The organism is Maricaulis maris (genome assembly GCF_036322705.1).
GTDB lineage: Bacteria > Pseudomonadota > Alphaproteobacteria > Caulobacterales > Maricaulaceae > Maricaulis > Maricaulis maris_B.
The window spans coordinates 2765792-2786175 of record NZ_AP027270.1 but is presented as its reverse complement, the minus strand read 5'-3'; the positions used below and the strand labels follow the sequence as shown (position 1 = coordinate 2786175).

The window sequence follows — 20384 nt, the reverse complement described above, 5'->3', positions numbered from 1 at the left end:
CTAGCCTCCCGTGATTGCCATGTGGCGCGTGACCGACGGTTCGGCGCCCGGGCGGACGTCAAAATCATGCGCTTCCGGCTTGTCGGCAACGGCCTGGTTGATGGCGCGGTTAAGCCCCTCGAGACCCCCCTCGCGCAAGGCGCGGCGCAGGTCGACGGCGCCGTCCTGTCCCAGGCAGGCGTGCAGCTGGCCGGTGCAGGTCAGGCGGACGCGGTTGCAGCCGGCGCAGAAATTCCCGGTCAGCGGCGTGATCAGGCCGAGCTTGCCGCCGGTCTCCGCGATGCGGTGATAGCGGGCCGGGCCGCCGGTGGTTTCTGTCAGCGGGGTCAGGGTCCAGCGCTGCAGGAGGCGGTCGCGGACGGCACTGAGCGGCAGGAACTGGTCGGCACGGTCAGCCCCGACATCGCCGACAGGCATCACCTCGATCAGGGTGATGTCATGCCCCTGACCGTGCGCCCAGGCGATCAGATCGGGTAACACGTCCTCATTCTCGCCCTTCAGGGCGACGGCATTGATCTTGACCTTGAGGCCGGCCGCGGCGGCGGCCTCGATCCCGGCCAGCGTGTCGGTCAGCTTGCCGCCGCGGGTGAGCCGGGAGAAACGAACGGGGTCGAGCGTGTCGAGCGAGACATTGATCCGGCGCAGGCCGGCCGCCGCGAGCCGGTCGGCAAAGCGGGGCAGCTGGGTCGCATTGGTGGTCAGGGTGAGCTCGTCCAGCCCGCCGTCTTGGCCCAGACGCCGACCGAGGCGCTCGATCAGCGTCACCACGTCGCGGCGGACAAGCGGTTCGCCACCGGTGATGCGGATCTTGGTGATGCCCCGGTCGATAAAGGCACCGGCGACCTGTTCCAGCTCCTCCAGGGTCAGCAGATCGGCCTTGGGCAGGAATTCCGGCTGCGCTTTCATGCAATAGACGCAGCGCAGGTCGCAGCGATCGGTCACCGACAGGCGCAGATATCGGATCTGGCGGCCAAAGCTGTCGATCAGCGGCGAGGCCGGAACGGGCTGGGCCGGCAGCGAGGAGAGCGTCGGGGCAGGGGTCATGTCGGCAAACTTGGGCGCGATGACCGGTCGGGGCAAGGCGCTTTGCCGCACACGGGCCGCCAGGCACGGCATTGTGACCGCGCGCGAGCGCGGCGGGCAGGCTGACGAGCGCCCCGACAGGCACTCTGACGGGCGGTTTCCGCTTTCCCCGAGGCGTGCGGACCGGGAAACGGTGAAATCGCCCGATAGCGAGTAATTTGCTTCCGGCATCGGAAAAATGCCATGCTTGTGGAAATTCGTTCCTTGAAGATCGGTTTCGGGGAAGAATATGCCAACTCGCCGCACGGTCGCTCACTTGTGCGCTTGCGAAGTCTGTGCTGCACTAGCGAACTTTCGAAGTTTTGACGGGGGCGGGATTGCTCAGATTTGTGGACATCGACCAGACCTATCCGGAAAAGCGCTCCGAGGGCGAACGGCGTCAGGATTTCAAGGAAATCTATCGCGGTTTCTCGACCGGGGCGGCTGCCGAGCAGGCCTCGCGCTGTTCACAATGCGGTGTCCCCTTCTGCCAGTCCGGCTGTCCGCTGCAGAACAATATTCCCGATTGGCTGATGCTGGCCGGCGAGGATCGTCTGAGGGAGGCCTATGACGCCTCGGCGGCGACCTCGACCATGCCGGAAATCTGTGGCCGCATCTGCCCGCAGGACCGCCTGTGCGAAGGCAGCTGCGTGGTCGAAAAGTCAAAGCACGGGGCTGTCACCATCGGCGCCGTCGAGCAATATATCACCGATACGGCGTGGAAAGAGGGCTGGGTCGAGCCGCTCCATGTTGGTCCGGAGCGCGGCCAGAGTGTCGGTATCATCGGGTCGGGCCCGGCCGGTCTGGCCGCTGCCGAGCGCCTGCGTGAGAGCGGGTTTTCGGTCACCGTCTATGAGCGCGCCGACCGCGCGGGCGGTCTCCTGATGTACGGTATTCCCGGCTTCAAGCTGGAAAAGACGGTGGTCCAGCGCCGGCTCGACCGGCTCGAGCAGGGCGGGGTCGTGTTCAGGCTGAATTTCGAGGTCGGCCGCGATGCCAGCCTCGATGCGATCCGGGCCGAGCACCATGCCGTCCTGCTCGCGACCGGTGTCTATCAGGCCCGCCAGCTGACCTGTCCGGGCAGCGGCGATGGTGTCCTGCCGGCTCTTGATTTCCTGACCCGCTCGAACCGCGATGACCTGGGCGATCCGGCGGCCAATGACACGGTCCTCGACGCCAGGGGCAAGCGGGTCGTCGTGGTTGGTGGCGGCGATACCGCGATGGACTGCGTCCGCACGGCGATCCGCCAGGGCGCGACCTCGGTCACCTGTCTCTACCGCCGCGACCGCGCCAACATGCCGGGCTCGGCCCGCGAAGTGAAGCATGCCGAGGAGGAGGGGGTCGTCTTCGAATGGCTCTCCGCCCCGCTCGCCGTGCTGACCCAGGGCGACGGGATCTCGGCGGTGCGGGTCCAGGGCATGCGCCTGGGCGCACCCGACCGGTCCGGGCGCCGTGCACCGGAAGCTGATCCCGGCAAGACCTGGGATATCGGCGCTGACATGGTCATCTCCGCCCTCGGCTTCACGCCCGAGGACCTGCCGGTTCTGTTCGAGTCGCCTGATCTCTCCGTTCATCGCGACGGACGGGTCGAGGTCGACCGCGCCACGCGGATGGCCAGCCTGGACGGTGTCTTCGTCGCCGGAGACCTGCATCGCGGCGCCTCGCTGGTGGTGTGGGCGATCAAGGACGGGCTCGATGCTGCCCGTTCGATTGAATCCTATCTCGACAACCGGATGCGTGTGCTGGGAGCGGCCGAATGACAGACAAGACCTGGTCCGAAGCCGCCCATCGCCAGGGCCTCGAAACCCTCCGCGCGTCCGGCCTGATCGATCCGCGCGACGAGCGCGATGCCTGCGGCGTCGGCCTGATCGCCGACATGAAGGGGCGCGCGCGGCGCGACATCGTCGAACTGGCGATTGATGCGCTGAAGGCGGTCTGGCACCGCGGCGCCGTTGATGCCGACGGGCTGACCGGCGACGGCGCCGGCCTGCGCGTTGGCGTGCCACAGGACTTCTTCAAGGAAGCCGTCTCGCGGACCGGGCACGAGCCCGAGCGCGGGGATGTCATCGTCGGCATGATCTTCCTGCCCCGCACCGATTTTGCGGCCCGCGAACGCGCCCGCGCGATCATCGAGGCGGAAATCCTGCGCGAGGGTTTTGCCTTCTACGGCTGGCGCCAGCCGCCGATCGACACCTCGGTTCTCGGCGACAAGGCCCGTGCCATGCTGCCGGAGATCGAACAGGTCCTGTTCCGGGATCCGCGCGGCCGTGACAGCGAGGCGGTGCAGCGCGTGCTCTACATCGTCCGCCGCCGGATCGAGCGCCGGGCCCGCGAGGAAAACCTGCGCGATCTCTATGTCTGTTCGCTGTCGTCGCGCGACATCATCTACAAGGGCCTGTTCCGCGCCCAGGATATCGACGCCTTCTACCCGGACCTGCAATCGCCCGACTTCATCTCGCCCTTCGCGATCTTCCACCAGCGCTATTCGACCAATACCTTCCCAGAATGGCGACTGGCCCAGCCCTTCCGCATGCTGGCACACAATGGCGAGATCAATACGATCCGCGGCAATATCAACTGGATGCGCAGCCATGAGGTGCACATCGCGGAGACGGCCTTCGCCGATGCCGAAAACGATGTGAAGCCGGTGATCCAGCCGGGTGCCTCGGACAGTGCCGCGCTCGACCAGACCTTCGAGATCCTGGTCCGCGCCGGTCGCTCGGCGCCGATGACCAAGACGCTTCTCATTCCGGAAGCCTGGTCAAAGCGGGCCGACGTCATGCCGGAAGGCTGGAGCCGGATGTATGAATACTGCAACGCGGTGATGGAGCCCTGGGACGGGCCGGCGGCGATTGCCGCCTTCGACGGCCGCTGGGCAATTGCCGGTCTGGACCGCAACGGCTTGCGCCCGATGCGTTACGCCCTGACCAATGACGATGTGTTCGTGGCCGGGTCCGAGACCGGCATGGCGCCGGTCGATCCGACCACCGTGACCGAGCGCGGCTCGATCACACCGGGTCGCCTGATCGCGCTGGATATTGTCGAGGGCAAATTCTATCGCGAGCAGGACATCCTCAACGAGCTGTCGGAACAACACCCCTATACCCGCTGGCTCGGCGAGATGGAGGATCTGGAAAGCGTTGTCGGACCGGGCTCGGAAGACCAGCTCTTCAGCGATGCCGAACGGACGCGCCGCCAGGCCGCCTCGGGCTTTACCTTCGAGAATATCGAGCTCGTCATCAAGGCGATGGCCGATGATGGCAAGGAAGCCGTTGGCTCGATGGGCGATGATGCCCCGCTGGCGGTGTTGTCGGAAAGCTATCGCCCGCTATCGCACTTCTTCCGTCAGAATTTCTCCCAGGTCACCAATCCGCCGATTGATCCCTTGCGGGAAGGCCGGGTGATGGGTCTGAAAACCCGCTTCCGAAATCTCGGCAATATCCTCGGCCAGGGCGAGGCGCGCGCCAGCGTGCTCGTGCTGGACAGCCCGATCCTCAGCAATGGTGGTTATGAGCGCTGGCGGGCCCATATGGGCGGGGCGGTCAAGGAGATCGATTGCCTGCTGCCGACCCTCGGCGCCAATGGCGACGGACAGGCCCTGCGCACCGCCATCGATGATGTCATCAACCAGTGCGTCGGCGCCGTCCGTGATGGCGCGGCGCACCTGGTGCTCACCGATCATCGTCAGGACGCCGACAATTCGGCCCTGCCGATGGTACTCGTGGCGGGTGCGGTCCACTCGACGCTGACCCGCGCCGGCCTGCGCAATTTCTGTTCGCTGAATGTCCGCGCCGGCGAATGTTTCGATGCCCACTATGCCGCCGTGCTGATCGGCCTCGGTGCGACGACCGTGAACCCTTATCTCGCCTTCGAGACCGTGACCGCCGGTCGCGATGCGGTGGGCGGGGAGACGTGGGCGCGCAAGCAGGCCGGGCGCCTCAAGACCGCGCTTGATGGCGGCTTGCTCAAGATCCTCTCGAAGATGGGCATCTCGATCATTTCCTCCTATCGCGGGGGCTGTAATTTCGAGGTGCTCGGCCTCTCCCGGGCTCTGGTCGAGGCCTATCTGCCCGGCGTCGTCAGCCGCATTTCCGGTATCGGCCTGCCCGGCCTCGAGGTCCGGACGCTCGACCTTCACCGCAAGGCCTGGCGCGGCGAGGCCCGTTTGCCGATCGGCGGCTTCTATCGTCAGCGCTCGAGCGGTGACCGTCACGCGCTCAATGCGCCGGTGATCACGGCGCTGCAGGGCGCGGTGCGCAATAATGACCACAATGCCTGGAAATCCTATCGCACCGCGATCAGGGACCAGGGTCCGATCCAGTTGCGTGACCTGATGGACATGCGTCCGATCGGACCGGCTGTGGGGCTTGACCGCGTTGAGTCAATCAATGGTATCCGCCGCCGCTTTGTGACCCCCGGCATGTCGCTGGGTGCCCTGTCACCCGAGGCCCATGGCGCGCTCAACGTCGCCATGAACCGGATCGGCGCCAAGTCGGTGTCCGGAGAAGGGGGCGAGGACCCGGTCCGCTACAAGCCCCTGCCGAATGGCGACAACATGAATTCGGCGGTCAAGCAGATCGCCTCGGGCCGTTTTGGTGTGACGGCGGAATATCTCAATCAATGCCGCGAGATGGAAATCAAGGTCGCCCAGGGGGCCAAGCCGGGCGAGGGCGGCCAGCTGCCGGGCTTCAAGGTCACCGAATTCATTGCCCGCATGCGCCTGGCGACCCCCGGCGTCAGCCTGATCTCGCCGCCGCCGCACCACGATATCTACTCCATCGAGGATCTGGCCCAGCTCATCTATGACCTGAAGCAGATCAATCCGACGGCGCGGGTCGGGGTGAAGCTGGTGGCTGCTGCCGGCGTCGGCGCTGTTGCCGCCGGTGTGGCCAAGGCGAATGCCGATATCATCAATATCTCCGGCTCGGTCGGTGGCACCGGGGCTGCGGCCCTGTCCTCGATCAAGTTCGCCGGCGGTCCGCTGGAACTCGGCCTCGCCGAGGCACACCAGATGCTGTCGCTCAACGGCTTGCGCGAACGCGTGACCCTGCGCGCCGATGGCGGCATTCGCACCGGGCGCGACATTGTTGTGGCGGCCATGCTGGGAGCCGAGGAGTTTGGCGTCGGCACGGCATCCCTGATCGCGCTGGGCTGTCTGATGGTGCGTCAGTGCCACTCCAATACCTGTCCGGTCGGGGTGTGTACCCAGGATGACGATCTGCGGGCCCGCTTTGGTGGCTTCCCGGATCATGTCGTCAACCTGATGACTTTCCTGGCCCAGGATGTGCGCGAGATCCTCGCCGGTCTGGGCGCGACCTCTCTGGAGGACGTGATCGGTCGGGCTGACCTGCTGGACCAGGTCTCCCGTGGCTCGGAATCGCTCGACGATCTCGACCTCTCGGCCATCATGTCGCGCGCCGATGCCGTTGAGCGCCCGGCCCGTTCGACCCGCGATCTCCGAAACCCGGTGGCGCCGTCGCTGGATGAGCACATCATCCAGGACGCGGCTCCGGCCTTTGACCGCGGCGAGAAGATGCAGCTCGACTACGGCGTCAAGAATACCGACCGGGCGGTCGGGACACGGACCTCGTCTGAAATCATCACCCGTTTTGGTCCGGACGGGCTGGGCGCGGACCATCTCACCCTGCGTCTGCGCGGGTCGGCGGGGCAGTCCCTGGGGGCCTTTGCTGCCAAGGGATTGCGTATCGAGCTCGATGGTGATGCCAATGACTATGTCGGCAAGGGGTTGTCGGGGGCTTCGATCATCGTGCGGCCCTATGGCGGTGCGACCGAGGCCAATGAAGAGCACGCCATTATCGGCAATACCTGCCTTTATGGGGCGACCTCGGGCCGGCTGCTCGCCGCCGGACGGGCCGGTCAGCGCTTCGGTGTTCGCAATTCCGGCGCCGATGCGGTGATCGAGGGCTGCGGGACCAATGGCTGTGAGTACATGACCGGCGGAACGGCGGTCATTCTCGGCCCGGTCGGGGATAATTTCGCGGCCGGCATGACCGGCGGTCATGTCTTTGTCTACGATCCCGAGCGGCGTCTCGATGCCCGGCTCAACCGCGATACCGTCCTTGCCTTCGATCTTGATGGCGAGGGGGAAGAGCGTTGCCTGGCGATGATCGAGGCGCATGCGACCGAGACCGGTTCGCGGATTGCCAAACGCATCCTCGCGGCCTGGCCAGCCGAGCGCGGGCATTTTGTCCATCTGCGCGGCGAGGAAGTGGTCAAGCGCGAGCGGGCGGCCCTGGCGGCGGCGAATGACAGCCAGACCGCGTGAAGCGACCGGTTTTCTGACCTTGAGAATTGATATTGCGGCGCAACACGGGCATTGGTCGCGTCAGACTGTGGGCGTATGACCTCGCCCGGACCAGCCGCAAGGAGCATGTGATGCGGATCGACAAAATCTCCGCGGGCGAAAATCCGCCTGAAGACATCAATGTCATCATCGAAGTCCCCGTCGGTGGCCAACCGGTCAAGTACGAGATGGACAAGGAAGCCGGGACGCTTTTTGTGGACCGCTATCTGCACACACCGATGAGCTATCCGTGCAATTACGGCTTCATGCCGCACACCCTGTCGGAAGATGGCGATCCGATTGATGTCATGATTGTCGGCCACACCACGCTGGTGCCGGGTTGCGTCGTGCGCGCCCGTCCGATCGGCGTGCTGCTGATGGAAGACGAGAGCGGCATGGACGAGAAAATCCTCGCCGTCCCGCACGCCAAGCTGTCGCCGCTCTACGGCAAGGTCAACGAGCCGGACGACATCCCGGAAGCCCAGCTGATGCGCATCAAGCACTTCTTCGAGCACTACAAGGATCTCGAGCCCAACAAATGGGTGAAGGTGCTTGGCTGGGGCGATGCCGCCAAGGCGCGCGAACTGATCGCTGAATCGCTGGAGCGGGTGAAGGGCTGAGGCGTAAGGCCCGTTTTCCCTGACGCCGAAACAGAAAGCCCCGGACTGGCTGGTCCGGGGCTTTTTCGTGTCGTGAGGGCCGCGTCGGCGAAGCGGCCGGCTAGCCCATCCGCTTGCCGAAATCCTTGAGGATCTCCCGGGCGGCATTGTGTCCGGGTGCGCCGGTCACGCCGCCACCTGGATGGGTGCCGGAGCCGCATTGGTAGAGGCCCTTGATCGGGCTTCGGTGGTCGGCATGGCCAAGCACGGGGCGGGCCGAAAAGAGCTGGTCGAGGCTCAGCGCGCCGTGGAAAATATCACCGCCGACCAGGCCGAATGTGCGTTCCAGATCCTTCGGTGTCAGGGCCTGATGGCCCAGCACGCTGTCCCTGAAGCCCGGCGCCCAGCGGTCGACCGTATCGATCATCACCTGCGCCACCTCGTCGCGATGATCATCCCAGTCGCGGCCGCCCGGCAGTTCAGGCGCAACATGCTGGCAGAACAGGCTGGCGACATGCTGGCCGTCCGGCGCGAGGGTCGGATCGATCGTCGAGGGAATGAGCATCTCGATGATCGGTTCCTTCGACCAGCCATGGCGCCGGGCGTCGGCATAGGCCTGCTCCATATAGCCAAGCGAGGGCGCCATGATAATGCCGGCGGTCAGGTGATCGCCTTCTCCGGGCAAGGCCGTGAAGCTGGGCAGACGGTCGAGCGCCACATTCATCCGGAAGGTTCCCGATCCGCACTTGTAGTGACGGATCCGTTCGTTGAAATCGGCGGGCAGGGCGGTCGGATCGATCAGCGAGCCGAACAGGAGTTTCGGGTTGAGGTTGGAGACAACCGCACGGGCCGACAGGGTTTCGCCGCTTTCCAGAACCACCCGGCCTGCGCCACCATTTTCGACCAGGACTTCGCTCACCGCGCACCCGGTACGGATCTCGACGCCACGCGCCTCGCAGCAACGGGCCATGGCCTGGGTGATCGCGCCCATGCCGCCGATCGCGTGCCCCCAGGTCCCCTTCTTGCCATTCACCTCGCCGAACAGATGGTGGAGCAGCACATAGGCGCTCCCCGGCGTGTAGGGGCTGGCGAAATTGCCGACAATGCTGTCGAAGCCGAACAGCGCCTTGATCGGATCGCTCTCGAACCAGCCATCGAGCCAGTCGCCGGCGGACTTGGAGAACAGGTCGAGCAGGTCGCGCCGCGCCGTCATCGACATGCCACCCAGCCGGCCGCCCAGATTGGCGGCCTTGAGCAGTTCGGGAAGGGCGCCGAGCCAGCTGCCCTCGGACAGGTTGGGCGGGGTCTCGAGAACCAGCGCGCGCAAGGTGTCGGCGACGACCTCGAGGCGGGCCTCGTACTCGGCCAGGCGCTCGGCATCGGCGCTGGAGAATTTGCTGACCTGGTCGCGCGTCAAGCCTTCGCCGGCCAGGAGATAGCCGTTTTCAAGCGGCAGGAAATTGCCGACCCGGCGCTCGACGATCTCGAGGCCGTGAGCGTGCAGGTCGAGATCGGCGATGACTTTCGGGTTGAGCAGGGAGACCGTGTAGCTGGCGACCGAGTTCCGGAAGCCGGGATGGAATTCCTCGGTTACCGCCGCCCCGCCGACCACGTCGCGGCGTTCCAGGACCGTGACCTTGAGGCCGGCCTTGGCGAGATAGGCAGCGCAGACGAGGCCGTTATGGCCGCCACCGACGACCACGATGTCGCGGGTTTCGGGGGTCGGGCGGGGCCTGGGTCGGTGCGGGGCTTTGAGGGCTGTCATGGCGCCGGAGTTTTGCCGCGAAACCGGATTGGTGCAATCGGAAGAGGATGTTGCACCTGCGAGCGCGACGTCAGGCCTCGGCCCCGAACGCGCCGGCAACGTCCCGCGCCAGGACCAGGGCGCGGCCCTCGGCGATACGGGTGCCGTCCGCGGTTTCACAGACCGTGGCGAGGTCGACCAGATGTTTGTCGGGGCGCAGGCGGGTGATTTCGACCCGTGCCGTTAAACGCTCGCCGAGCGCTGCGGCAGCGAGAAAGCGGGTCTCCTGCTTGAGATAATTGGTGCCCTGACCCGGCAGGTCGACGCCGAGGAGGTAGGAGAACAGGCCGTTGATCAGCGCTTCCGGGACGCAGTCCGATGTCAGCGGCGCGCCGGTCAGCGCGTGCAGGGCCTCGACGTCATCACGCGTAAAGATGCGCTGCGTCCGGGCCGAGCGGCCGAGTGAGAGCGGTCCGCTCATGCGGCCACCTCGGTCTCGCCCAGACAGGTCACGACGCTGTCGCCAAGCCGGGTCACGGTCAGGGCCAGCCTGTAGCCGGCTTCGGTTTCGGCGATGATTTCGGCTTCGAAACGAAGGGTTTCGCCGGCCAGGCTGGGGGCCGGGTATTGCGTGTTCTGGCTCAGTTGGCGGCCGCCGGGCACCAGGGTCTCGACCAGTCCGCGCAGCACCGAGCACAGCAGCGCGCCATGGGCGACGGTCTGGCCGAAGCGGGTCCGGGCCGAGAATGCCGGGTCGACATGGATCGGATTGTCGTCGCCGGAGATCCGCGCGAAGGCATCGAAATCGGCCTGGCTGAAGCGCCGCTCCAGCGCGATGTGTCGGGCCTTTGGGGCCAGCGTCCCTGCCGCCATCATATCTGCTCGGGCCGCGGCAGGAGGTGTTTCTGGACCTTGCCGGCCGCCGTGCGCGGGAAGTCCTCGGCGATCAGGAAATGGCGCGGCACCTTGTAGCCGGCCAGACGCTCGCAGCACCAGCTGCGCAGCGCCTCGGCAGAGGTGGTTTCACCGGCGCGCAGGATGAGATGGGCGCAGCCGACCTCGCCCCATTTCTCGTCATCAACCCCGCTGACCGCGGATTCGAGGATGGCGGGGTGTTCGTCGAGGACATTCTCGACTTCGGCCGGATAGACGTTCTCGCCACCGGAGATGTACATCTCCTTGATCCGGCCGGCGATGAAGCAATAGCCATCGCTGTCGAAGCGGCCGAGATCGCCGCTCTTGAGCCAGCCGTCGGGCGTGAACAGCTTGGCGGTTTCCTCGTCGCGGTGCCAATAGCCGGGCGTCAGGCCGGGACCGAAGAACTGGACTTCGCCGGTCTCGCCCTGCGGCAGGGGGGTGCCGTCCGGCGTTGCGATCCGGGCATCGATCAGCAGCTGCGGCTTGCCGACCGAGCCGATCTTGTCGAGTGCGTGCCCGGCGTCCATCAGGAAGGCGGTCGGGCCGGTCTCGGTCATTCCGAAGCCGTTGCAGACAACGGCGCCACGGGCCGCAAACTGCTCAATCAACACGTCCGGCATCGGCGCGCCGCCGCACGACCAGTGCCGCAGCCGGGTCAGGTCGGTGGTTTCAAACGCCGGGTGCAGGGTGAGCTCGCGATAGACGGCGGGGACACACAGCATCACGTCGAGGCGACCCTCATCGATCAGCTTGAGCGTGGCCCCGGCATCGAAGCCCGGCAGGATGTGGATCAGGCCGCCGGCCATCAGCACCGGCAGGGTATGCAGATTGATGCCGGCGGTATGGAAGAGCGGCAGGAAATTGAGGCTGGCATCGCCGTCCCGCAGGCCGATGGCCTGGGAGATGTTGATGTAGTTCACCAGCGCCATCCGGTAGGTCTGGATCACGCCCTTCGGCTTGCCGGTCGTGCCCGATGTATAGATCAGGTACCAGGTTTCCTCGCCGGGCCAGGCCGGGCGGCCCGGATGCGGTTCGGCGACGTCGCGGGCGCTGCGCCAGTCGGTCTCCAGATCGAGGATCTGGAGGCCGGTCGGACCGGCGGCCCCGGCGGCTGTTTCCGCGTCCTCGCGTCCGGTGAGCAGGAGTTTCGGCGCGCAATCGGCGAGCAGATCGCTCAGCTCGCGGGCCGGCATGCGCCAGTTCAGCGGGGCCAGGATGGCGCCCAGCTTGGCGCAGGCGAGCAGGGCTTCGAAGAATTCGATCCGGTTGCGGCACAGGATAGCGACCCGGTCGCCAGGACCGACGCCGCGATCGGCCAGAACCCGGGCGGCCCGGGCGCTGCGATCATCGAGGGCGGCATAGGTCACGGTCTCACCGGTCTCGACCACGTGGAAGGCGGTGCGGTCCGGTGTCAGCGCGGCGCGGCGGGCCGTAATGTCGGTGAGAATGTCCATCAGCCGGCCGCCTCGCGCGGGGCCAGGAAGGCAGCCATGCGGGACCGGGTTTCCGGCCGGACCAGCAGCTGGCGGAAGGCCGCGCGCTCGCGATCGAGGCAATCTGCCAGGGCCTCCGGTCCGCGGCGTGCATCCAGCAGGCGGCGGCTGGTGGCCGTGACGGCCGGGTCGTGAAGGGCCAGCGTCGCGAGGATGCTGTCCAGCTCCGCAGTGAAGTTGCTGGCGTCGGCGAGGCGGTCGGCCAGCCCCATCTCGAAGGCGGCAACCGCGCTGACGCGGGTATCCAGCGCCAGCCAGCTGGCCGTGCGCGCCGTGCCGATCCGCTCCGGCAGGAGGGCGGTCCAGCCGCCATCGGGCGCAAAGCCCATGCGGGCATAGTAGGGCTGGATGAAGGCGTCACGGCACATCAGGGTGATGTCGCAGGCGAGCATCAGCCCGATCGCGCCGCCGGTGACCGGCCCGTTGACCGCCGCGACGGTCGGGCAAGGCAGGGCCCGCAGCGCCAGGATGGCGCGATTGAGCGATGAGACGATGGCGTCCCCGAAGCGTTCAAGTGCGTCCACATCGTCGGCGCGGCTGTGAAACTCGCGGATATCCCCGCCGCTGGAGAAGGCGCGACCTTCCCCGGTGACCACCACGGCCCGCGCGTCCTGCGCGTCTTCGAGCGCGGCGCAGAATGCAGTCAGGAGTTCCGGCGTCAGGGCATTGCCGCGCGCCGGCCGGTTCAGCGCGATACGGACGATATCGGCGTCGCGGCTTACGCGTAGCGGGGACGGGTCGGGCGTCTGCGTCATGGCTTGAGGCCGTTGGCAATCAGGTCGGAGACAATGCGGCCGACCTCCTCCGGATCCCGGTCGCGTTCCCAGATGCCGAAGCGCAGCCCCATGAAGACGCTCATCCCGATCAGCGCCCAGGCTCGCGTGCCCTGTTGGCCGGCGCGGACCTCGCCGCGCGCCTCGGCCTCTTCCAGATTGCGCTGATAGCGCTCCATGAAGACATCATAGTGCGCCTTGTAGGCGTCCGGGGCGACAAACTGGGATTCCTCGATGATCCGGTAGAGGTTTGGATGGGCCCGGGCGAACTCGATATAGGCCACGAGGCCGCGATGTTCGGTTTCCAGCCGGTCCGGTGCGCCCCTGACACGTTCGGCGATCCAGCCGCGCGTCATCTCGCCCATATGAGCGACAAGGGCGCGGAAAATCTCGTCCTTGGAATCGAAATAGACATAGAAGGTTCCCAGCGCCACCGAGGCTCGACGGGTGATGTCGCCGATCGATGTCGCGTGAAATCCGTTCTCCCCGAATGCCCCTTCAGCCGCTTCAAGAAGCTTGCTCCGGGTCCTCTGACCGCGTGCGGTCTTGGGTCGTTTATCGACCGTGTTGGTTTCTGAAGTTGACATATGATTCAGTTTTCACAAAATGGCTCCGAAATCAATATGACACGATCCGGCAAAAAGTTGGACGGTCGAGGGGAGAGATCGACGTGGCCGAAACGCAGCCGCACAGTCTGGATGAAGGTGGGCGCCTGGCGCATCACCTGACGCTGCGCGACGGTACGGCCCTGGCCTATCAGGACCTCGGTGACGGTCCGGTGATCCTGCTGGTCCATGGCTGGGCCGCATCGAGCGCCTTCTTCGAACAGGTCGCAAGCCGGCTCTCGACTGAATTCCGCGTCCTCGTCCCGGACCTTCGGGGCCATGGCGAGACACCGCCCGGGGCTTGCCCGACGACGATCGCCGAGCTGGCCGATGACCTGGATGAGCTTCTCACCCGGCTCGACCTGCATCGCGTCATCGTGCTGGGCTGGTCGATGGGGGCAACGGTCCTGTGGTCGATGATCCAGCGCCATGGCCATGACCGGCTGGCCGGCATGGTGATCGAGGATATGAGCCCGCGCATTCTCAATGATGAGAGCTGGGCGCTCGGCATGTCGAGCGGCATGGATATCGAGGCCTCGGTCCGCGCGACCCGGGCGATGCGAGCCGATTGGCCCGCCTATGCGGCCGCCTTTGCTCCCAGGATGTTCGCCCGTGACCGCGCGGCCCGCGAACCTGAGATCGTGGCCGACGCCCTGACCCTTCTGACTGCCCGCAACGCCGACGCCATGGCGGATTTGTGGGCGTCCATGGCGCAGCAGGATCTGCGCGCAGAGCTTCCGGGAATGGCCATCCCGGCGCTGATCGCCTTTGGCGAACGCAGCGACGCCTACGGCCCGGAGACGAGCCGCTATCTCGTCGAAACCCTGCCCGCCGCCAAGGCGCAAGGGTTCGCCCACTCCGGGCATGCACCGCATCTCGAACAACCGGAAGAATTTGTCGACGCGGTTAAAATCTTCGCCCGCCAGGCCCTGGCGCAGGCGACTTCAAACGACACCATCGAGGGGAGTACCCAATGAAGAACTTCAAGACCCTGACGGGCACCGCGCTTCTGTTGAGCACGGTCGCCGCATCAGCCCTGGTCGCGGCACCCGCCGTGGCCCAGGAAGACGGCGCGTCGCGGGACCGGGACGTCATCACCGTCACCGCCCGTCGCCGCGAGGAAACACTGCAGGACGTTCCGCTCTCGGTGAGCGCCATGAGCGGCGAAGACCTGCAGCGGATGGGCGCGATTGATATCGTTGCCATCGCCGACACCACGCCGAACATCACGCTGGAAGTGTCACGCGGCACCAACTCGACCCTGTCGGCCTTCATCCGCGGCGTTGGCCAGCAGGACCCGGTTGCCGGTTTCGAAGCCGGCGTCGGCATCTATGTCGATGACGTCTATCTCAACCGTCCGCAAGGCGCCGTGCTCGACATCTATGACGTCGACCGGATCGAAGTCCTGCGCGGCCCGCAAGGCACGCTTTATGGCCGCAACACCATCGGTGGTGCTGTCAAATACGTGACCCGCCGTATCGACGCCGACGAGGCGACCATGTCGGCCCGTCTCGGCATTGGCACCTACGGCCAGCTCGACACCGTCCTGTCCGGCAGCGTGCCGCTGACCGACACTTTCCGTGTCGGTGGGACCATGGGCCGCTTCACGCGCGACGGTTTCGGCGAAAACCTGACGACGGGCGAAGACAATTACGACAAGAATGTCTTCGGCTATCGCGTGTCTGCCGAGTGGGAGCCGACCGACAATTTCTTCGTCCGTCTGGCCTATGACAGTGTCTCCGACACCTCGAATGCCCGTGGCGGTCACCGCCTGATCCCGGGTGCCCTGTCAGGTGCTCCGGTGCTTCCGAACGTCCATGACACCCGCGCCGGCCTCAATGTGGTCGACCAGGAAGTCGAAGGCGACGGCCTGTCGCTGACGGCCGAATGGCAGCTCAACGAGAACTGGACCATTCGCAACATCCTGTCCGACCGGTCCGACACCTCTGTCACGCCGATCGACTTCGACAACCTGCCTTCCGGCGACCTCGACGTCCCGGCGATCTACGAGAACGAGCAGTTCTCCGAAGAGTTCCAGCTGCTCTACTCCGGTGAGCGCCTGAACGGCCTGGTCGGCTACTATTATCTCGACGCCAACGCGACGACCGTGTTCGACGTTCTGCTCGACAACGTCCTCGCAGGCCTCAACGCCCAGACCTTCGGTGATGTCGACACCAAGACCTGGTCGGTCTTCGCCAACTTCACCTATGATCTCACCGACGAATTCTCGCTGACCCTGGGTGGTCGCTACACCGAGGACGAGCGCACCTCGCAAGTCCTGCGTCGCACCTATCTCGGCGGTTTCTCGGAATTCTTCGGCGGTGCCGGTTTCCCGATTGCCACGACGTCGGATTTCAACGGCACCAATTCCTGGGATGATTTCTCGCCGACGGCCTCGCTGGCCTGGCAGCCCAATGACGAGAACAATTTCTACCTGACCTACTCGCAGGGCTTCAAGGGCGGCGGCTTCGATCCGCGTGCGCAGACCACCGGCGCCCCGGACTTCGACCTCAGCGGCACGGTTGATGCCGACGAGATCTACCGCTTCATGAGCTTCGATCCGGAAACGGTCGACAGCATCGAGATCGGCTGGAAGTACGAAGGCAATGGCTATCGCCACAGCCTGGCCGTCTTCAACATGGACTACACCGATATCCAGGTGCCGGGTTCGGTGGGTATCGATACCAATAATGACGGCGTCAACGACACCTTCACCGGCGTCACCACCAATGCCGGTGCCGCGACCATCCGCGGTATCGAGTATGAAGGCTCGCTGGACCTCGGGACCGATGTCTTCAACCCGGGTGACATCATGACCCTGGGTTGGGCGGTCGGCCTGCTCGACGGTGAATACGACCAGTTCATCAACGCCTTCGGTGTCGATGTGTCGGACCAGGTCGTGATCCAGAACACGCCGGACACCACGGCCTCGGCCACGCTGACCTACCTGACGCCGATGCGCGACGGTGATCTGTCAGTGATCAACACGATCAGCCACCGCGGTGACTCCAGCCAGTTCGAATTCCCCTTCCCGCTGCTTGACCAGGGTGCCTACACCCTGTGGAACGCATCGGTTGTCTGGGAAGGCAATGACGGTCACTGGCAGTTCGGCCTGCATGGCCGCAACCTGACCGACGAAGAGTACAAGGTTTCCGGCTATGACTTCGTCAACAATACGACGCTGGCACCGGAACTGGGTCTGGAGGGCACGCTCGTTGCCTATTACGGCCCGCCGCGTACGGTGACGGCAACGATCGCCTGGCGCTACTAGGCCGGAAACGAGTGCGGACGGGATCCTCCCCCGTCCGCCTCGACCGGAGTATTCTTGCGGCGGCATCCGGTCGGATGCCGCCGTACCTGTTTCATCCTGTGTGAGGTCTCGCCATGCGCATTATAATCACTCTGATTGTCGGTCTCGTTCTTCTTGTCGGCCTGGTTGTCTTTTTCCTCCAGCGTCCGGCCTCTACCGCCGTCTCGTCGCCCGACGCGGACGGTGCGGATGGCGCGGCTTCGGCCATGATCGACTCACCCTGGTGGGGTGAACAGGACCGGCTGGTTGATGTCGACGGGGTGCTCACCCGGGTCAGGATCGAAGGACCGGACGATGCGCCGGTGCTCGTTCTCGTACACGGCTTCTCGCACTCACTGGAAAGCTGGGACGCCTGGGCGGCAGACCTGTCGGCGGACTATCGTGTCGTCCGCATGGACCTGCCCGGCCATGGACTGACCGGCCCGGACCCGCAGGGGCGCTATTCGGTGCCGCAAACCGTCGACTTCCTTGATCGGCTGATGACGACGCTCGGGATCGATCAGGCCACGCTGGTCGGCAATTCGCTGGGGGGTCTGGTCGCCTGGCGCGAAGCCCTGGCACAGCCGGACCGCGTCGACCGTCTTGTCCTGCTGGCGCCGGGCGGATTCTCGATCAACGGGGTTACGGAAAACCCGGTTCCGGTGCCGATGGCGGTGCGCTTCTATCTGACCCAGGCGCCGCAGCCGGTGATCAACGCGGCGACCGGCATGCTCTGGGGTGATACGGCCGCGATGCCCGCGGAGACGCCGCGGCGCGTCTACGAGCTGATGCGCCGTGATGGCGTCGGCGAAGCGATGATCGAGCGGCTTGAGGTCTTCACCCTGCCGGAGCCCACGGCCGATCTGGCCCGGGTCGATGTGCCGACCCTGATCCTGTGGGGCGAGGCGGACGCGATGGTGCCAGCGACGCATGGACCGCAATTCGTGGCAGCCATGCCGCAGGTCCGGCTGATCACCTATCCCGGTCTGGGTCATGTCGTGCACGAGGAGGCACCGGCGCAGACGCTGGCCGACCTCCAGGCTTTCCTGCTGGAAAACTAGGCCTTGTTGCGCTGGGCGATCTCTTCTTGCAGGTCGGCCCAGTCCTGTGGGTCGATATCGCTCTCGCGCAGGACGACGATGCCCAGCGGGTTGTCGCCGCGCGGGGCGTCACCGCACAGCAGGCGACCGAGCGTGTGCGTGCGCGCGGTCTCGGCATTCAGGCGCGGGCGATAGACAATATCGCGCCCGGCCTGCTGGCGCTCGACCGCGCCCTTGCGGCGCAGCCCGTGCAGGACCGCCAGCGTTGCCTCGGCCGGCTGACGTGTCGCCATCGCCAGCTCGCTGACCGAGGCACCGCCGCGATCCCACAGGATGCGCATGGTGGCGTTTTCGTCATCGGTGAGGCGGTTGCTCTGGCTCATCTCGGTCATCCTTGCACAAATTCCCGCTGACCTGAATTGCAACAGGTCTGGTGCGTTAAGGATTTGTTTGCAAAGCTCACGCCGAAACTCGCCGTCACAGTCATGCGATCAATCTGGGGGAGCACATGACGCAAGACAAGGCATCTGCGCGCAAGGCCTATTGGCGCGCCAATCTGGGCCTGATGGGCGTGCTGCTCGCAATCTGGTTCACGGTCTCCTTCGGTTTCGGGATCGTGTTGCGGCCGTGGCTCGACCTGGTGTCGCTGGGGGGCGCGCCGCTCGGCTTCTGGTTTGCGCAGCAAGGCTCGATCCTCACCTTCATCGGGCTGATCTTCTACTATGCCTGGGCGATGAACCGGCTCGAGAGGCGTTTCGCCGACCGGCTCGGCCCTGATGACATGACCGGCCACCCCGACACGACAGGCCGCCCCGACACGACAGGCCGGGAGGACGCGTCATGAGCGTGACCCTGTTCTGGACCGCCTTCTTCGTCATCGCCTCCTTCGCGCTCTACATCGGCATCGCGATCGCTTCGCGCGTCGGCTCGACCGATGAATTCTATGTCGCCGGACACCATGTCCCGCCAATCTTCAACGGCATGGCGACGGCGGCTGACTGGATGAGTGCGGCCTCCTTCCTGTCGATGGCCGGACTGATCGCCTTCTCCGGCTTTGACGGCTCGGTTTTCCTGATGGGCTGGACCGGCGGCTATGTCCTGCTGGCCCTGCTGCTGGCGCCCTATCTGCGGCGTTTCGGCAAGTTCACCGTGCCGGACTTCATCGGCGACCGCTATTACTCCGATACCGCCCGCGTGGTCGCGGTGATCTGCGCCATCTTCATCTCCTTCACCTATATCGCCGGACAGATGCAAGGCGTCGGGATTGCCTTCTCGCGCTTCCTCGAAATCCCGGTCGAGACCGGTGTGGTGATCGGCGGGCTGGTGGTTTTGATGTATGCCACGCTCGGCGGCATGAAGGGCATCACCTACACCCAGGTCGCCCAGTACTGCGTGATGATCTTCGCCTTCATGACGCCGGCCATCTTCATCTCGCTGCAGCTGACCGGTTCGCCCATCCCCCAGCTCGGCTTCATCGGTAATGTCGCAGACGGCACGCCGCTCCTGGTCAAGCTCGACGGCATGCTCACCGAGCTGGGTTTCGCGCCCTATACCGACGGCTCGAAATCGACCTTCGACGTCTTCGCCATCACCCTGGCCCTGATGGCCGGCACGGCCGGCCTGCCGCATGTCATCATCCGCTTCTTCACGGTCCCCAAGGCCGCCGATGCCCGCAAATCCGCCGGCTGGGCGCTCCTCTTCATCGGCATCCTCTACCTCACCGCGCCGGCCGTGGCGGTCTTCGCCCGGACCAATTTCATCGAGACGGTCAATGAGAGCGTCTATGATGTCGACACGACGGTGCTGGCCGAGGGTGAAAGCGAAACGCCGGACTGGTTCCACCGCTGGGAGACGACGGGGCTTCTCGGTTTCGAGGACCGCAATGGCGATGGCCGGATCCAGTATCGCGCCGACCCCGAGGTCAATGAGGTCACCACGCTCAATCGCGACATCTTTGTGCTCGCCAATCCGGAGATCGCCAATCTTCCCGGCTGGGTGATCGGGCTGGTCGTGGCCGGCGGTATCGCCGCGGCGCTGTCGACGGCGGCCGGCCTGTTGCTGGTCATCTCGTCCTCGATCTCGCACGACCTGTGTCGCAAGGTGTTGTTCAAATCGATGACCGACAGGCAGGAGCTCCTGATCGCCCGGTTGTCGGCGACCGGGGCGGTGTTGATCGCCATCCTCGCCGGGATCTATCCACCCGGCTTTGTCGCCTCGGTCGTGGCGCTGGCCTTCGGACTGGCCGCCGCCAGCTTCTTCCCGGCCATCCTGCTGGGCATTTTCTGGCAGCGCATGAGCAAGGAAGGCGCGATCGCCGGCATGGTCACCGGCCTTCTCGTCACCGGCGCCTATATCCTGACCTACAAGATCTTCGGCTGGATCCCCAATGATGCGGAACACTGGATCCTCGGTGTCTCGCCGGAGGGCTTCGGCACGATCGGCATGGTGATCAGCTTCATTGTTTCGGTGACGGTCTCCCTGCTCACCCCCGCCCCGCCGCCCGACGTGCGCGAGCTGGTCGAACGCATCCGCGCACCCTAGATTGCCCTCCACACAA

General features: G+C 65.5%; 16 protein-coding genes. 8 read left to right on the top strand and 8 right to left on the bottom strand.

Annotated features, from left to right (window positions below):
- Positions 1–1044 carry a GTP 3',8-cyclase MoaA gene (gene moaA / locus AAA969_RS13235; protein ID WP_338246525.1) on the bottom strand — a complete coding sequence of 348 codons (1044 nt, stop codon included), beginning with the start codon at positions 1042–1044 and terminating at the stop codon, positions 1–3.
- A 356-nt stretch (positions 1045–1400) separates the two neighbouring features.
- On the opposite strand from moaA, the gene AAA969_RS13230 reads away from it, so the two are divergent.
- The 3 genes from AAA969_RS13230 (at position 1401) to ppa (ending at position 7986) form a co-directional block, all read left to right on the top strand.
- Positions 1401–2822, top strand: a complete 1422-nt coding sequence (locus tag AAA969_RS13230) for an NAD(P)-dependent oxidoreductase (RefSeq protein WP_338246524.1) — start codon at positions 1401–1403, stop codon at positions 2820–2822.
- The gene (gene gltB / locus AAA969_RS13225) at positions 2819–7348 is read left to right on the top strand and encodes a glutamate synthase large subunit (RefSeq protein WP_338246523.1); all 4530 of its coding nucleotides are present in this window, start codon (positions 2819–2821) and stop codon (positions 7346–7348) included. Before AAA969_RS13230 ends, gltB begins: the two co-directional genes overlap by 4 nt.
- Positions 7349–7458: 110 nt before the next feature.
- The gene (gene ppa, locus AAA969_RS13220; RefSeq protein WP_338246522.1) at positions 7459–7986 is read left to right on the top strand and encodes an inorganic diphosphatase; all 528 of its coding nucleotides are present in this window, start codon (positions 7459–7461) and stop codon (positions 7984–7986) included.
- A 100-nt stretch (positions 7987–8086) separates the two neighbouring features.
- On the opposite strand, the gene AAA969_RS13215 is transcribed toward ppa, so the two are convergent.
- The 6 genes from AAA969_RS13215 to AAA969_RS13190 form a co-directional block, all read right to left on the bottom strand.
- Positions 8087–9730, bottom strand: a complete 1644-nt coding sequence (locus tag AAA969_RS13215; protein ID WP_338246521.1) for an NAD(P)/FAD-dependent oxidoreductase — start codon at positions 9728–9730, stop codon at positions 8087–8089.
- A gap of 70 nt (positions 9731–9800) precedes the next feature.
- Positions 9801–10190: a phosphate acetyltransferase gene (locus AAA969_RS13210; RefSeq protein WP_338246520.1), complete on the bottom strand. Its 390-nt coding sequence runs from the start codon at positions 10188–10190 to the stop codon at positions 9801–9803.
- On the bottom strand, positions 10187–10582 hold the full coding sequence (locus AAA969_RS13205; RefSeq protein ID WP_338246519.1) for a MaoC/PaaZ C-terminal domain-containing protein: 396 nt from the start codon (positions 10580–10582) through the stop codon (positions 10187–10189). Before AAA969_RS13205 ends, AAA969_RS13210 begins: the two co-directional genes overlap by 4 nt.
- Positions 10582–12081, bottom strand: coding sequence for an acyl-CoA synthetase (locus tag AAA969_RS13200; protein WP_338246518.1), 1500 nt, complete (start codon positions 12079–12081; stop codon positions 10582–10584). Before AAA969_RS13200 ends, AAA969_RS13205 begins: the two co-directional genes overlap by 1 nt.
- The gene (locus tag AAA969_RS13195; protein ID WP_338246517.1) at positions 12081–12875 is read right to left on the bottom strand and encodes an enoyl-CoA hydratase/isomerase family protein; all 795 of its coding nucleotides are present in this window, start codon (positions 12873–12875) and stop codon (positions 12081–12083) included. Before AAA969_RS13195 ends, AAA969_RS13200 begins: the two co-directional genes overlap by 1 nt.
- Entirely contained in the window at positions 12872–13480 is a 609-nt protein-coding gene (locus tag AAA969_RS13190; RefSeq protein WP_338246516.1) for a TetR/AcrR family transcriptional regulator, read from the bottom strand. The genes AAA969_RS13195 and AAA969_RS13190 overlap by 4 nt, the downstream gene beginning before the upstream one ends.
- Before the next feature lie 83 nt (positions 13481–13563).
- On the opposite strand from AAA969_RS13190, the gene AAA969_RS13185 reads away from it, so the two are divergent.
- The 3 genes from AAA969_RS13185 (at position 13564) to AAA969_RS13175 (ending at position 17848) form a co-directional block, all read left to right on the top strand.
- Positions 13564–14475, top strand: a complete 912-nt coding sequence (locus AAA969_RS13185; RefSeq protein WP_338246515.1) for an alpha/beta fold hydrolase — start codon at positions 13564–13566, stop codon at positions 14473–14475.
- Entirely contained in the window at positions 14472–16769 is a 2298-nt protein-coding gene (locus AAA969_RS13180) for a TonB-dependent receptor (protein WP_338246514.1), read from the top strand. The genes AAA969_RS13185 and AAA969_RS13180 overlap by 4 nt, the downstream gene beginning before the upstream one ends.
- Before the next feature lie 113 nt (positions 16770–16882).
- Positions 16883–17848: an alpha/beta fold hydrolase gene (locus AAA969_RS13175; RefSeq protein WP_338246513.1), complete on the top strand. Its 966-nt coding sequence runs from the start codon at positions 16883–16885 to the stop codon at positions 17846–17848.
- On the opposite strand, the gene AAA969_RS13170 is transcribed toward AAA969_RS13175, so the two are convergent.
- On the bottom strand, positions 17845–18210 hold the full coding sequence (locus tag AAA969_RS13170; RefSeq protein WP_338246512.1) for a BlaI/MecI/CopY family transcriptional regulator: 366 nt from the start codon (positions 18208–18210) through the stop codon (positions 17845–17847). The two genes, AAA969_RS13175 and AAA969_RS13170, sit on opposite strands and share 4 nt — an antisense overlap.
- A gap of 125 nt (positions 18211–18335) precedes the next feature.
- On the opposite strand from AAA969_RS13170, the gene AAA969_RS13165 reads away from it, so the two are divergent.
- Positions 18336–18671 carry a DUF4212 domain-containing protein gene (locus AAA969_RS13165; RefSeq protein WP_338246511.1) on the top strand — a complete coding sequence of 112 codons (336 nt, stop codon included), beginning with the start codon at positions 18336–18338 and terminating at the stop codon, positions 18669–18671.
- Complete coding sequence (locus tag AAA969_RS13160; protein WP_338246510.1) at positions 18668–20368, top strand: sodium:solute symporter family protein; 1701 nt, start codon at positions 18668–18670, stop codon at positions 20366–20368. The genes AAA969_RS13165 and AAA969_RS13160 overlap by 4 nt, the downstream gene beginning before the upstream one ends.
- Positions 20369–20384 lie beyond the last annotated feature (16 nt).

Coding starts and splice junctions, on each gene's coding strand:
- moaA (WP_338246525.1), bottom strand. CDS start 1,044: ATGACCCCTGCCCCGACGCTCTCCTCGCTGCCGGCCCAGCCCGTTCCG.
- gltB (WP_338246523.1), top strand. CDS start 2,819: ATGACAGACAAGACCTGGTCCGAAGCCGCCCATCGCCAGGGCCTCGAA.
- ppa (WP_338246522.1), top strand. CDS start 7,459: ATGCGGATCGACAAAATCTCCGCGGGCGAAAATCCGCCTGAAGACATC.
- AAA969_RS13215 (WP_338246521.1), bottom strand. CDS start 9,730: ATGACAGCCCTCAAAGCCCCGCACCGACCCAGGCCCCGCCCGACCCCC.
- AAA969_RS13210 (WP_338246520.1), bottom strand. CDS start 10,190: ATGAGCGGACCGCTCTCACTCGGCCGCTCGGCCCGGACGCAGCGCATC.
- AAA969_RS13205 (WP_338246519.1), bottom strand. CDS start 10,582: ATGGCGGCAGGGACGCTGGCCCCAAAGGCCCGACACATCGCGCTGGAG.
- AAA969_RS13200 (WP_338246518.1), bottom strand. CDS start 12,081: ATGGACATTCTCACCGACATTACGGCCCGCCGCGCCGCGCTGACACCG.
- AAA969_RS13195 (WP_338246517.1), bottom strand. CDS start 12,875: ATGACGCAGACGCCCGACCCGTCCCCGCTACGCGTAAGCCGCGACGCC.
- AAA969_RS13190 (WP_338246516.1), bottom strand. CDS start 13,480: ATGTCAACTTCAGAAACCAACACGGTCGATAAACGACCCAAGACCGCA.
- AAA969_RS13180 (WP_338246514.1), top strand. CDS start 14,472: ATGAAGAACTTCAAGACCCTGACGGGCACCGCGCTTCTGTTGAGCACG.
- AAA969_RS13175 (WP_338246513.1), top strand. CDS start 16,883: ATGCGCATTATAATCACTCTGATTGTCGGTCTCGTTCTTCTTGTCGGC.
- AAA969_RS13170 (WP_338246512.1), bottom strand. CDS start 18,210: ATGAGCCAGAGCAACCGCCTCACCGATGACGAAAACGCCACCATGCGC.
- AAA969_RS13165 (WP_338246511.1), top strand. CDS start 18,336: ATGACGCAAGACAAGGCATCTGCGCGCAAGGCCTATTGGCGCGCCAAT.
- AAA969_RS13160 (WP_338246510.1), top strand. CDS start 18,668: ATGAGCGTGACCCTGTTCTGGACCGCCTTCTTCGTCATCGCCTCCTTC.